Source organism: Rhizohabitans arisaemae (assembly GCF_025996515.1).
Taxonomy (GTDB): Bacteria; Actinomycetota; Actinomycetes; order Streptosporangiales; family Streptosporangiaceae; genus Rhizohabitans; species Rhizohabitans arisaemae.
In genome coordinates, this window is sequence record NZ_BLRH01000009.1 from 705,282 (window position 1) to 718,341 (window position 13,060).

Consider the following 13,060-nt stretch of genomic DNA (forward strand, 5'->3'; position numbering starts at 1 on the left):
TGTCAGATCCACACCTGGTCGAGCACGCGGAGCACGTTCTCCCCCACGACCGCGCGGATCTCGTCGTCGGAGTAGTCGCGGGCCACCAGCCAGCCGACGATGTTCCAGAAGCACTCGGCCGGGTTCTCCAGGCCGTCGACGTACTCCACCCGGGGATGGTTGTCGCGGCGGTCCCCGGTCGACATGGATCCGGAGAACATCTCGTGCAGGGCGACGTGGTCACCGAAGAGCGTGTCCGGGCCGAAGGCGACGTGCTCGATGCCGACCAGGTCCACCAGATGGGTGAAGTGGTCCATGACCGAGTCCAGGCTGTGCCGGGGGTGGGCCGCCGACAGGGTGGTGTGCGGCGCGGCCTCGATCCCGATGACGCCCCCGCGCTCCGCGCAGGCCTTGATCACCTCGTCCGGCTTCATCCGCTTGCTGTTCCAGACGGTACGGGAGCCCGCGTGGGTGATGAACACCGGGACGGTGGAGTGCCGGATCACGTCCATCGAGGTCAGGTCGCCCGAATGGGAGATGTCGATGGCCATGCCCAGGCGGTTCATCCGCTCCACCGCGGCCTGGCCGAACTTGGTGAGGCCGCCGTCCCGGTCCTCCTTCAGGCCCGAGCCGAGGCCGTTGGCCTCGCTGTAGGCGATGCCCATCTGCCGGACCCCGAAGCCGTACAGGATGTCGATGCGGTCCAGCTCGTTCTCGATCATCGTGGCCGCCTCCAGGCCGGCGACCAGGGCGAGCCGCCCGTTCTCCTTGGCGGCGCGGATGTCGCGCACGCTCGTGGCGTGGACCACGTAGTCCTGGTGCGCGATGTCGCTGAACCGCAACCCGAGGTCGGCGATGACGTCGGTCCACTTCCAGCCGGCGAGGCTGGTCACGCAGGACGTGCCGTCCATGAAGTTGTCGAAGACCGCGGTCATACCCGAACGGGCCAGGCCCTCGAAACCGGTGCGGTCCCGGCCGGTGCGGATGAGGTCGACGAGCTGGGTGACGTCCTCGGGCATGACGACGGGGTGCTCGTGCAGCGAGATCACGATGCTCTCGGTCAGCAGCCGTTCCACCCGGGCGCGCTGCGCGTCGCCCAGCGTCAGCCCCGCGTAGGCGGGCACCCGGTCGATCTCCCGGCAGAGCTCGAAGTCCTGGTAGTCGACTCCGGCCCGCAGGTACTCGTACGAACGGTAACCCGAGTAGTTCTTCGAAACCGGCAGCATCCGTCATCCCTCATCACTTGGTGGCAATAACACCCATCCTATGACGAAGGTATGCAAAGTTACGCCATCTGCGTCACCCGTCTGAACGCGGTGGCGCCGAACGGAACAGTCGCACCGGCTGGAACGTGCCGGCATTCACGATCCGGAGGTGGCCGTCGGGCCAAAGGCGAAGCCGAGGCAGCCGTACGGCCGACGCGAGCAGCCCGGGCTCGGCGGCCGTACGGTGCCCGTCACCCGAGGCGGCCGAGGTTCCGGCCATCGGATGATCTTCAGCGGGGACCGGCCCGTCAGGGCCGGTACATGAAGTAGTAGCCGTCCTGCGCGACCATCGGGGGCTCCCGGAAGTGGCAGGCCACGGCGACGGAGGCGGCGCCGCTCGCGAGCATGCCCGCCCGCACGGTGAGACACTCCTCGTATTCGTAGTAGGGGCCCATCAACGTCCAGGAGAAGGCGGAGGCGGGCGGCGTCGCCACCCCCAGACCGATCGCCGTCGCGGCCGCCACCACGGCGAGCCCGCGGAGCATACGCTGCTTCATCGACATCCTCTCCGCGCCGGACCGTCGATCCAGGCGCAACAGTCTTCGCGACAGCGGGGTCAGTAGGCGATGAACTTGAAGTACCAGCCGGCGCGATAGTGCTGCGTCGCGCTCCGCCATTGGCAGCCCTGGGTGACGTTGGCCCCGCCGCTCTGCACCAGCTCGTAGCGCGCCTGCTCGCATTCGGGGTCCGAGGGGTACGGCCCCGACAGCATCCAGAAGTCGGCCGAAGCCGCCGGAGCGGCGAAGGCGAACACGCTCAGCGCCAGCGCCGTCCCCGCCACCACCGCGGCGGCCCTGCGCACAACTCGATCAACCACGACAACTCCATCCGGTTGGGCGGGAAACGAGTCAGTAGGCAATGAACCGGAAGTACCAGCCCTGAGGAAGGGTCTGTGTCCGGTTCCGCCACTGGCAGTTCGCGACGACGTTGGCGCCACCGCTCTCGAACAACTCGTTGCGCGCCTCGTTGCACGCGGCCTGGCTGTCGTAGGGCCCGGAAATCATCCAAGGCAGCGCGGAGGCGGCCGGAGCGGTGAACGCGAACGCGCCCACCCCGATCGCCACCGCCACCGCGATCGCGGCGACCCTGCGAACAACTCGATCAACCATGGGAAATCCACTCCTCACAGACCCGTTCACCGGATCGGCCCGGGGCCGGTCCCTGGAAATGCGCGATCCAGAACTCAGTAGGTGATGAACTCGAAGTACCAGCCCGGTTCGACGCCCCAGCTCCAATCGCGATAGTGGCACCCGCGCGTCACGTTGGCGCCGCCGTTCGCCACCATCTCCACGCGCTCCGCCTGGCACACGGTCCGGGTGGGGTACGGCCCGGAGAGCATCCAGAAGCTCGCGGTGGCCGTGGGCGCCGTGAAGACGAACGCGCTCAACCCGATCGCCACCGCCGCGACGGCCACGGCGGCCCTGCGCACAACTCGATCAACCACGGAAACCCTCCTCATCCGACAGCGGATTCCGGACAGAATTAGAGGATGTAGGGGAAATACCAGCCGTCGAGCCACGGCGCCGGGTAGTCGCGGTACTGGCAGTTTCTGGTTACGCCCATGTCGCCGTTCGCGACCATTTCCCGGCGCGTCCGCTCACACTCGGCAATGCTGTCGAACGGACCGTAGTACGACCAGATCTCGACGTTCGCGACGGCCGGGGCGGCGCTCCTCGCCTCGGCGGCCGGGGCGAAGACGGCGAGCCCGATCGCCACGGCGGCGGTGACGGTGGTGAGCCGCCGGAAGACTGGCTCCGTCAAAGCAGCCCCTTTCCTCACAAGTAAGGCTGTCCTGCCTCGCAGTGTGAATCGGGACTACATAATCGACAATCCCCAATAAATGAGGATCTTCTATCGTTTTTTCACCGAATACCATTCCGGACAGGAAAATAACGCATAAATCAGGGTATTGGTCCGGATAATCTCTGCCGCCGGAACGCGACGTCCGCGGCGGGCTACGACGCGGCGAGCCTACTCCGGGTCCGGGCCGCGGCGGGGACCACCAGCGGGGTGCCGGACTCGGGGTCCTCGATCACCCGGCAGGGCAGGCCGAACACCGCTTCGACCAGGTCCGCGTCCACGATCTCGCCGGGCTTGCCCTCGGCCACCACCGCGCCGTCGCGCATCGCGATGAGATGGGTGGCGTACCGGCAGGCGTGGTTGAGGTCGTGCAGGACTGCGACGATCGTACGGCCCCGCGTCTCGTGCAGTTCGGCGCAGAGGTCGAGCACCTCGATCTGGTGCGCGATGTCGAGGTAGGTGGTCGGCTCGTCCAGGAGCAGGATCGAGGTCTCCTGCGCGAGCGCCATGGCGAGCCAGACCCGCTGGCGCTGCCCCCCGGACAGCTCGTCGACCGAACGCGCGGCGAGGTCGGTCACCCCGGTGGCGGCCATCGCGTTCTGCACGACGGCCTCGTCGGTACGGCTCCACTGCCGGAGCAACCCCTGATGCGGGTAACGCCCCCTGGCCACCAGGTCGGCCACGGTGATCGCGTCGGGGGCGATCGGCGACTGCGGGAGCAGGCCCATCCTGCGGGCGATCTCCTTGGACGGGATCTCGGTGAGCCGCTTGCCGTCCAGCACGACCGAGCCGGACTTGGGCTTGAGGATCCTGGCCAGCGCCCGGAGCAGGGTGGACTTCCCGCAGGCGTTCGGCCCGACGATCACGGTGAACTCACGGTCGGGGATGGCCAGTGCGAGGCGTTCGACGACGATCCGCTGTTCGTAGGCGAGGGTCAGCTCGTCGACGCTGAGCCGTGCGGGGCTGGCCAATCCGGTCTCTCCGTTCCTGTACCGCCGGCTCCCGGGGCGGAGCCGAAGCGCCCACCGCCCTCGAAAACCCCATACAGGGAGAAAAAGGCTTAGGTTAGGCAAGCCTTAGTAAAGCCACTCCACGGTGGGCACGTCAAGACGACCCCGGAATCAGCCCGGCGAACGGCTTCCGTGTGGTGGGAAAACGGGCTCGGCACCCCGGAGCGCGGGTGTCACTCCTCTTCGGCGTACTGCCAGCGGGAGAGGACCTCGCGGGCCAGTTCGCGGTAGGCGTTGGCGCCCAGGGAGGACGGGTCGAAGGAGGTGATGGGCTCCCCGGCGACGGTGGCGTCGGGGAAGCGGACCGTGCGGTTGATCACGGTGTGGAAGACCTGCTCGTCGAAGGCCTCGACCACCCGGGCGAGCACCTCGCGGCCGTGCAGGGTGCGCGCGTCGTACATGGTGGCGAGGAGACCCTCGATCACCAGGTCCTGGTTGAGCCGCTCCTGGACCTTCTGGATGGTGTCCATCAGCAGGGCGACGCCGCGCAGCGCGAAGAACTCGCACTCCAGCGGAACCATGACGCCGTGGGCCGCGGTGAGGGCGTTGATGGTCAGCAGGCCGAGCGAAGGCTGGCAGTCGATGAGGCAGACGTCGTACTCGGGGAGCAGCGGCGCGATCACCCGGCCGAGAACCTGCTCGCGGGCGACCTCGGTGACCAGCTGCACCTCGGCGGCGGACAGGTCGATGTTGCTGGGCAGCAGGTCCATCCCGTCGACGCCGGTCTTGAGCAGCACGTCGTGCGCGGTGATGCCCCGCTCCATGAGCAGGTTGTAGACGGTCAGGTCGAGCTGGAGCGGGTTGATCCCCAGGCCGACGGAGAGCGCCCCCTGCGGGTCGAAGTCGACGAGGAGCACCTTCAGGCCGACTTCGGCGAGCGCGGCGCCGAGGTTGATCGTGGTGGTGGTCTTGCCGACGCCCCCCTTCTGGTTGACCATGGCGATGACCCGCGCGGGGCCGTGCTCGGTCAGCGGGATGGGCTCCGGGAAGTACGGGCGAGGCCGACCGGTGGGGCCGATCGTGTCGCCGACCGTCACGGTCGCCGTCTTGGTGTCACCCCAGGGGTTCTCGGGGTTGGCGGACGCCGACCCACGCGACACTGTGGGACTGGAACCGCGGGCGGACTCCGCCCTGGTTAGACTCACCAACTCCGAACCTCCCTGACAGCCCCGAACCGGGCCATCCGGACGGACACTATGGCGTCAACATCTATACGGCAAGACGGCACGCCGTACGCCGCTTGCCCGGAGCTCTACCCGGTGCCGCCGGGCCGGCCACGGGCCCGAGGGTGTGCCGCCGCATAGACCTCGCGGAGTTTATCCACCGTGACGAGGGTGTAAACCTGCGTCGTGGTGACCGAGGCGTGGCCGAGCAGTTCCTGGACCACTCTAACGTCCGCCCCGCCGTCGAGAAGGTGAGTCGCAAAGGAATGACGCAACATATGTGGAGAAACGCCGGATAATCCCGCGCGTTCCGCCGCACCCTGGAGCACTTCCCAGGCTCCCTGGCGGGTGAGCCTGCCTCCCCGGGCGTTGAGGAAGAGCGCCGCCGTACCACGGCCGTGGGCGGCGAGAAGAGGTCTCGATCGGATGAGATACGCATCCACGGCGTTCTTCGCGTAGCGCCCCAGGGGCACGATCCTGCCCTTGCCTCCCTTGCCGCGCAGCCGAACCTGGGCCGCCTCCCCCGGGTCGAGATCCGCGTCGTCCACCGCCATGCCCACCGCCTCGGAGATCCGCGCCCCCGTGCCGTACAGGACCTCAAGCAGCGCGCGGTTGCGCAGGGTCAGCGGCGCGTCGGCCGGCCCCGAGGCCGCGAGCAGCCGCTCCACCTCGAACACGGTGATCGCCTTGGGCAGCCGCCGGTGCTGCCGTGGCGGGCTCACCAGATGGGCGGGGTCGTGGCCGACCAGCCCCTCCTTGATCGCGAACCGGTGGAGGCCGCGCACGGCGGAGACCGCCCGCGCGGCCGAGCTGGCCACCAGCGCCCGATGCTCGGCGTCACCCTCCCGGAGGCTCCCGAGAAAGGCGATCACGTCGTCCTCGGTCACCTCGTCCAGGCTGCGCCGGCCGCGGGCGGTCAGATCCTCAAGGTAGCGACGCAGGTCACGGCGGTAGGACGCCAGCGTGTTGGCGGCCAGACCGCGCTCGACACCCAGATGGGCGAGGTAGGTGTCGACGACCGCGCCGAGGTTCTGACTCAGTTCACCACCTGTATTTCGCTAGGACTCCGGGCTGTCCGCCGGACGGAGTCCGGTGAAACCGTCCGCGGAAGCGGCACACGTCGCGAGAATACCCATCACCGCGAGGGAATTGCGGATATCCCCGGCCAGCACCTTGCGGACCGCGTCGGCGAGGGGCACCCAGACCAGCGGCATGTCCGCCTCCTCGTGCCTGCGGCGAAACCCCTCCGCGAGGAACTCGCCTCCGTCCGGGCCGACCGGGGACAGGCCGCGGGCGAGGAAGACCCGGGAGCGCTCGTCGGTCATCCCCGGCGAGGTGTACACGTCGACCAGCGTGTGCCAGTGCCGCGCCTGCCAGCCCGCCTCCTCCGCCAGCTCCCGGGCGGCCGTCCGCCACAGCGGCTCGCCCTGGACGTCCCGCAGGCCCGCCGCGAGCTCCCAGAGCAACCGCCGCGTGGGATGCCGATACTGCCGCAGCATCAGCACCCGGTTGTCGTCGTCGAGCGGGAGCACCGCGACCGAGCCCGGATGGACCACGTAGTCCCGGTTGACCACGTCGCCGCCGGGCATCCGGACCGAGTCCGTCCGCACCGTGACGACCCGTCCGTGGAAGTGGTCGACCGTGGTGGTGACCTCCCAGCTCGCGGCGGCGTCCCGCACGTCGTCCACGGAGAGGTCAGCCACGCTTGCTCCGGATGGCCTCGACGCCGCGGTGCTCGGCGAACTCGAGCGCGGCCCGGATCAGCCCGGCGAACAGCGGATGCGGCCGGGTCGGCCGGGACCGCAGCTCCGGGTGGGCCTGGGTGGCGATGAAGAACGGATGGACCTTCCGCGGCAGCTCCACGTACTCCACCAGGCGGTCGTCGGGCGACCGGCCGGAGAAGACCAGCCCGGCGCTCTCCAGCCGGTCCCGGTAGGAGTTGTTGACCTCGTAGCGGTGGCGGTGCCGCTCCTCCACGCGCGAAGCGCCGTACAGCTCACCGGCGAGGGAACCCTCCAGCAGGACCGCCGGGTAGAGGCCGAGCCGCATCGTGCCGCCCATGTCCCGGTCGCCGGCGACGACGTCCTTCTGGTCGGCCATGGTGGAGATGACCGGCTCCCGCGTCTGCTCGGCGAACTCCGCGCTGTTGGCGTCGGCGATGCCCGCCAGGGAGCGGGCCGCCTCGATCACCACGCACTGCAGGCCGAGGCAGAGGCCGAGCAGCGGCACCCCGGCCTCGCGGGCGTGCCGGACCGCGCCGACCTTGCCCTCGATGCCGCGGACGCCGAACCCGCCGGGGACGACCACCCCGTCGACCCCGTCCAGCTCGCGGGCGGCGCCCTCGGGCGTCTCGCAGTCGTCGCTCTTCACCCAGCGGATGTTGACCCGGGCGTCGTTGCCGAAGCCCCCGGCGCGGAGCGCCTCGGTGACGCTGAGATAGGCGTCGGGGAGGTCGATGTACTTGCCGACGAGGCCGATCGTGACCTCCCTGGCCGGGTGGTGCACCCGCCGCAGGAGGTTGTCCCAGTCGGTCCAGTCCACGTCGCGGAACGGCAGCCCGAGGCGGCGGACGACGTAGGCGTCCAGGCCTTCGGAGTGCAGCACCTTGGGGATGTCGTAAATGCTGGCGGCGTCCACCGCGGAGACCACCGCGTCCTCGTCCACATCGCACATCATGGAGATCTTGCGCTTCAGCGAGGTGGTGATGGGCCGGTCCGACCGGCAGACGATCGCGTCCGGCTGGATGCCGATGCTGCGCAGGGCGGCGACCGAGTGCTGGGTCGGCTTGGTCTTCAGCTCACCGCTCGGGCCGATGTACGGCAGCAGCGAGACGTGCAGGAAGAAGCAGTTGTCCCGGCCGATCTCGTGCCGGATCTGCCGGACCGCCTCCAGGAACGGGAGCGACTCGATGTCGCCGACCGTACCGCCGACCTCGGTGATGACCACGTCCACGTCAGGGGCGGCCATTCCCCGGATCCGGTCCTTGATCTCATTGGTGATGTGCGGGATGACCTGGACCGTGTCCCCCAGATACTCCCCGCGGCGCTCCTTGGCGATCACGTTGGAGTAGACCTGGCCCGTGGTCACGTTGGCGGAGCCGCGCAGTTCGGTGTCGAGGAACCGCTCGTAGTGGCCGACGTCGAGATCGGTTTCGGTCCCGTCGTCGGTGACGAAGACCTCACCGTGCTGGAACGGGTTCATCGTGCCGGGGTCGACGTTGAGGTAGGGGTCGAGTTTCTGCATCGTGACCTTCAGGCCACGCATTTTCAGCAGGCGCCCAAGGCTGGAGGCGGTGAGGCCCTTTCCGAGGCTGGAGGCGACACCACCGGTGACGAAGAGATGTTTGGTCTGCGATAGACGAGAAAAGGCGGCAGATCTGGAGGCGCTGCGCAAGAAAGCTCCCGTGGTCGATGCGTGGCGGCCGGTGCCACCGTGCCCACGGGCTCTCAGGATATCAGGCCCTGCCTGTGAGATGCGGGAACGGCCTGGAGCCCCGTCCCGGGACGGAGTCGTCCGACCTAACGGTAACTTGTGCGTCCATGGCACTAGGTCGACGTCTCATCAGCGGCTTGATCCACCGGCTGTGGTCCCTCGCCGCGACCTACGGCGCGATCACTCCGTCCACCCCGGCCGGCTACCGGTTCCGCTCCCTCGGCGCCGGGGTCTTCATCGCCTTTCCCCCGGGCTCGGTCTTCGGCGAGAAGTGGATCGAGATCGGGGCCGGCACGCTCATCGGAGAACGCGTCTCACTTTCGGCCGGGATGGCCCCGGGGCTCGACCTCGGCCCGGCCGCGATCGTCCGGCTCGGGGCGGGCTGCTCCATCGGACGGGGCAGCCACATCGTCGGCCACCAGTCGATCGACATCGGCGACGACGTATTCACCGGGCCCTACGTCTACATCACCGACCAGAACCACGCCTACGAGGACCTCGACACCCCCATCGGGCGGCAGTGGCCGCGCAACTCCGCCGTCGTCATCGGCGCCGGCTCCTGGCTCGGCGCCGGGGCGATCATCCTGCCGGGCTCCCGGCTCGGCCGGCACACCGTGGTGGCCGCCGGGGCCGTGGTCCGCGGCGTCTTCCCCGACAACTGCGTCCTCGCCGGGGTCCCGGCCCGGGTCGTCCGCGAACACCTGCCCGGTCACGGCTGGCGGACGGCCGGCCCGGCGCCGTTGCACCACCCCGCGGATTCCGGCGGACGACCGTAAGATGGGTTGATGCTGGCGGTCCTCACCGGCCTCGGCCTCTCCGCGGCGGCCGGGCTCAACGCCTACATCCCGCTCCTCGTCGTCGGGCTGCTGGCGCACTTCTCCGACGTGGTCAGACTCCCCGCCGAGTTCTCCTGGCTCTCCAGCGGCTGGGCGATCGCCGTCCTGACACTCCTGCTGGCGGCCGAGGTCGTCCTCGACAAGGTCCCCGTCGTCGACCACGTCAACGACGTCGTCCAGACCGTGGTACGGCCCGCCTCCGGCGGGGTGGTCTCCGCCGCGACCTCGGCGGCCGCCGCCCTGGACGAATCGGCGTGGATGCGGGAGAACCCCTGGGCGGGCTGGCTGCTCGGCATCGTCGTCGCGCTCACGGTGCACCTGGTGAAGTCCGGCACCAGGCCGCTGGTCAACGCCACCACCGGAGGCGTCGGGGCGCCCGTGGTCAGCACCGCCGAGGACGCGGGCTCCCTGGGCATGAGCCTTGTCGCGATCTTCCTGCCGGCCCTGGTGGTCGTGGTGCTGATCGCGGTGGCGGTGATCGCGGTCCGGCTGGTCCTCAGGAGGAGGCGGCGGCGGCGGAGACGGGGCGGATCGCCGTCGCGGGACTGACCTGCCACGAGGTCCAGAGCGCGCGATACCCCATGCGCGCCCAGAAGGTCCCTGAGACGGGATTGGCCACGCAGTAGTGCAACAGGGTCGCCTCCACGCCGACGGCGTCCAGACGGCGGTGCACATGCCCGGCGAGGGCCGCCCCCACCCCCCTGCCCCGCAGCGAGGGCGCCACCGACATACAGGTGAGGTACGCGGTCGGCTCGGCCCGGACCATCGGCCCCGTCCACGTCGGATCCTGAACGTAGGCGAGCGCCGCCGGCGCCCCGTCCAGCTCGGCCAGCCAGACCCACGGATCCGGTACGGCGAGCGCCTGCGCCATCTCGGCGCGGAGCCGACGGGCGATCCCCCGCCGCTCCCCCACCTGGCCGAAGAACGCGTCGTAGCGGATCTCGGCGTGCCACAGCGCCACCACCGCGTCCAGATCGCCGGGGCACGCGGTGCGCACCACCACGTTCCGGGCCCGGTAGCGGGGCCCGGGCCAGCCGCGCAGTCGTACCGAAGCCACCGCGTGCGGTTGAAAACCCCGGCGCAGCAGCGCGGGCACGGCCTCCACGTCCCGGCTCGGCCAGGTCAGGGTCGCCGCGGAGTCCTCGCCCGGCGCGCACCGGGCGATGTGCTCCCGCCACGCCCCGAGCAGCCGGTCCAGCGCCCGGGCCGGCTCCGGCCCGGCCACCAGGTGCGGGAGACGGAACTGGTCCTCGGCGCCCCAGGCCAGGTCCACCGAGTCCGCGGCGAGCCGGATCCGGCGCGGCACCCCGACGGCCCCGGCGACGATCAGCGGCTCCCCCTCGGGCAGCTCGGCCGGGCCGGGCAGCAGCGGGTCGATCTCGGCATGCCGGTCTCGGACGGCCTCGGTGAAGGCCTCCAGGTCGGTCATGCTCAGGTCACACCGGCCTCGCGCATGTCCCGCAGCTCGCGTTTGAGCTCCTTCACCTCGTCCCGGATGCGGGCGGCCACCTCGAACTGCAGGTCCGCCGCGGCCTGGTGCATCTGCTGGGTGAGGGATTCGATCAACGACTCCAGCTGCGCCCTGGGCATGCTCCCGGCGATCTCCCCGGCGTGCCGGCCCGTGCGCTGCGGAGCGAACCCGGGCACCGGGGCCTTGCCCCGGCTCTGCTTGCGGGCGCTCCCGACCAGGGTCTCGGTGTCGGCCTCCTCCCGGGCGAGCGAGTCCAGGATGTCGGCGATCTTCTTCCGGAGCGGCTGCGGGTCGATGCCCCGCTCCTGGTTGTAGGCGACCTGCTTGACCCGCCGCCGGCTGGTCTCGTCGATCGCCTTGGCCATGGACGGGGTGATCGTGTCCGCGTACATGTGGACCTGGCCGGAGACGTTCCGCGCCGCCCGGCCGATCGTCTGGATGAGCGAGGTCCCCGAACGCAGGAACCCCTCCTTGTCGGCGTCCAGGATGGCGACCAGGGAGACCTCCGGCAGGTCCAGGCCCTCCCGGAGCAGGTTGATGCCGACGAGCACGTCGAACTCGCCCGCCCGCAGCTCGCGCAGCAGCTCGATCCGGCGCAGCGTGTCCACCTCGCTGTGCAGGTACCGCACGCGGATCCCCAGATCCAGCAGGTAGTCGGTGAGGTCCTCCGACATCTTCTTGGTCAGGGTGGTGACCAGGACCCGCTCGTCCCGCTCCGCGCGGACCCGGATCTCGTGCACCAGGTCGTCGATCTGCCCCTTCGTCGGCTTGACCACCACCTCCGGGTCGACCAGCCCGGTCGGCCGGATCACCTGCTCGACCACGTCGCCCTGGGTCCGGCCCAGCTCGTACGGGCCCGGCGTCGCGGACAGGTAGACGGTCTGGCCGATCCGGTCCAGGAACTCCTCCCACTTCAGCGGGCGGTTGTCCATCGCCGAGGGGAGCCGGAACCCGTGCTCCACCAGGGTGCGCTTACGCGAGGCGTCGCCCTCGTACATCGCGCCGATCTGCGGCACCGTGATGTGGGACTCGTCCAGGATGAGCAGGAAGTCCTCGGGGAAGTAGTCGAGGAGGGTGTTCGGGGCGCTCCCGGGCTCCCGGCCGTCGATGTGCCGGGAGTAGTTCTCGATCCCGGAGGCCGTCCCCACCTGGCGCATCATCTCCAGGTCGTAGGTGGTCCGCATCCGCAGCCGCTGGGCCTCCAGCAGCTTGCCCTGCCGCTCCATCGTCTCCAGGGTCTCGGCGAGCTCCGCCTCGATGTCGCGGGTCGCCCGCTCCATCCGCTCGGGCCCGGCCACGTAGTGGGAGGCGGGGAAGATGTAGAGCTCGGTGTCCTCGGTGATGACCTCACCGGTGAGCGGGTGCAGGGTGGCGAGCTTCTCGATCTCGTCGCCGAACATCTCGATCCGGACGGCGAGCTCCTCGTACTGCGGGATCACCTCGATCGTGTCGCCGCGCACCCGGAAGGTGCCCCGGGTGAAGGCGAGGTCGTTTCGCGCGTACTGCATGTCCACGAGCCTGCGCAGGAGCACGTCGCGCTCGATCTCCATGCCGACGCGCAGCCGTACCATCCGGTCCACGTACTCCTGCGGGGTGCCGAGGCCGTAGATGCAGGAGACACTGGCCACCACGACGGTGTCGCGCCGGGTGAGCAGCGAGTTCGTCGCCGAGTGCCGGAGCCGGTCCACCTCGTCGTTGATCGAGGAGTCCTTCTCGATGTAGGTGTCGGTCTGCGGGACGTACGCCTCGGGCTGGTAGTAGTCGTAGTAGGAGACGAAGTACTCGACGGCGTTGTTCGGCAGCATCTCCCTGAGCTCGTTGGCGAACTGCGCGGCGAGCGTCTTGTTGGGCTGCATGATCAGCGCGGGCCGCTGCAGGCGCTCGATCAGCCAGGCCATGCTGGCCGTCTTCCCGGTTCCGGTCGCGCCGAGCAGGACGCAGTCCTTGGTCCCCGCGCGGATCCGCCGTTCGAGGTCGTCGATCGCCTCGGGCTGGTCGCCGGCCGGGGTCATCTCGGTGACCACCTGGAACGGCGCCACCCTGCGCTGCAAATCTGTCACGGGCCTCACGCCTCCTAAACCTACGCCGTCCGACCGACATTCCT

Annotated in this window: 15 protein-coding genes; 2 read left to right on the forward strand and 13 right to left on the reverse strand. The window is 69.7% G+C overall.

Annotation, left to right across the window (positions count from 1 at the left end; genetic code table 11):
- Positions 1-2: 2 nt before the first annotated feature.
- The 11 genes from RUR_RS04030 to pyrG form a co-directional block, all read right to left on the reverse strand.
- A complete protein-coding gene (locus RUR_RS04030) occupies positions 3-1,205 on the reverse strand; it encodes a dipeptidase (protein ID WP_283133484.1) in 1,203 nt (400 codons plus the stop codon).
- A gap of 287 nt (positions 1,206-1,492) precedes the next feature.
- Positions 1,493-1,741: a hypothetical protein gene (locus RUR_RS04035; RefSeq protein ID WP_283133485.1), complete on the reverse strand. Its 249-nt coding sequence runs from the start codon at positions 1,739-1,741 to the stop codon at positions 1,493-1,495.
- Between the two features lie 59 nt (positions 1,742-1,800).
- On the reverse strand, positions 1,801-2,061 hold the full coding sequence (locus RUR_RS04040; protein ID WP_283133486.1) for a hypothetical protein: 261 nt from the start codon (positions 2,059-2,061) through the stop codon (positions 1,801-1,803).
- A 31-nt stretch (positions 2,062-2,092) separates the two neighbouring features.
- Entirely contained in the window at positions 2,093-2,353 is a 261-nt protein-coding gene (locus RUR_RS04045; RefSeq protein ID WP_283133487.1) for a hypothetical protein, read from the reverse strand.
- Between the two features lie 74 nt (positions 2,354-2,427).
- Positions 2,428-2,688 (reverse strand): hypothetical protein, encoded by a 261-nt coding sequence (locus tag RUR_RS04050; RefSeq protein WP_283133488.1) that lies wholly within the window; start codon positions 2,686-2,688, stop codon positions 2,428-2,430.
- A 38-nt stretch (positions 2,689-2,726) separates the two neighbouring features.
- Positions 2,727-3,005, reverse strand: coding sequence for a hypothetical protein (locus tag RUR_RS04055; protein WP_283133489.1), 279 nt, complete (start codon positions 3,003-3,005; stop codon positions 2,727-2,729).
- Positions 3,006-3,199: 194 nt separating this feature from the next.
- Positions 3,200-4,015 (reverse strand): ABC transporter ATP-binding protein, encoded by an 816-nt coding sequence (locus RUR_RS04060; protein ID WP_283133490.1) that lies wholly within the window; start codon positions 4,013-4,015, stop codon positions 3,200-3,202.
- A gap of 212 nt (positions 4,016-4,227) precedes the next feature.
- A complete protein-coding gene (locus tag RUR_RS04065) occupies positions 4,228-5,199 on the reverse strand; it encodes a ParA family protein (RefSeq protein WP_428846948.1) in 972 nt (323 codons plus the stop codon).
- 107 nt (positions 5,200-5,306) lie between these two features.
- Entirely contained in the window at positions 5,307-6,257 is a 951-nt protein-coding gene (locus RUR_RS04070) for a site-specific tyrosine recombinase XerD (protein WP_283134002.1), read from the reverse strand.
- Between the two features lie 18 nt (positions 6,258-6,275).
- Complete coding sequence (locus RUR_RS04075) at positions 6,276-6,920, reverse strand: NUDIX domain-containing protein (protein WP_283133492.1); 645 nt, start codon at positions 6,918-6,920, stop codon at positions 6,276-6,278.
- The gene (pyrG, locus tag RUR_RS04080; RefSeq protein WP_283133493.1) at positions 6,913-8,610 is read right to left on the reverse strand and encodes a CTP synthase; all 1,698 of its coding nucleotides are present in this window, start codon (positions 8,608-8,610) and stop codon (positions 6,913-6,915) included. The genes RUR_RS04075 and pyrG overlap by 8 nt, the downstream gene beginning before the upstream one ends.
- A 146-nt stretch (positions 8,611-8,756) precedes the next feature.
- On the opposite strand from pyrG, the gene RUR_RS04085 reads away from it, so the two are divergent.
- Positions 8,757-9,425 (forward strand): acyltransferase, encoded by a 669-nt coding sequence (locus RUR_RS04085; RefSeq protein WP_346349011.1) that lies wholly within the window; start codon positions 8,757-8,759, stop codon positions 9,423-9,425.
- A 9-nt stretch (positions 9,426-9,434) separates the two neighbouring features.
- The gene (locus tag RUR_RS04090) at positions 9,435-10,034 is read left to right on the forward strand and encodes a DUF4126 domain-containing protein (RefSeq protein WP_283133494.1); all 600 of its coding nucleotides are present in this window, start codon (positions 9,435-9,437) and stop codon (positions 10,032-10,034) included.
- Here the strand turns inward: RUR_RS04090 and RUR_RS04095 are convergent.
- A complete protein-coding gene (locus tag RUR_RS04095; RefSeq protein WP_283133495.1) occupies positions 9,982-10,914 on the reverse strand; it encodes a GNAT family N-acetyltransferase in 933 nt (310 codons plus the stop codon). The two genes, RUR_RS04090 and RUR_RS04095, sit on opposite strands and share 53 nt — an antisense overlap.
- A 2-nt stretch (positions 10,915-10,916) precedes the next feature.
- Positions 10,917-13,025 (reverse strand): excinuclease ABC subunit UvrB, encoded by a 2,109-nt coding sequence (uvrB, locus tag RUR_RS04100; RefSeq protein WP_283133496.1) that lies wholly within the window; start codon positions 13,023-13,025, stop codon positions 10,917-10,919.
- Between the last annotated feature and the right edge of the window lie 35 nt (positions 13,026-13,060).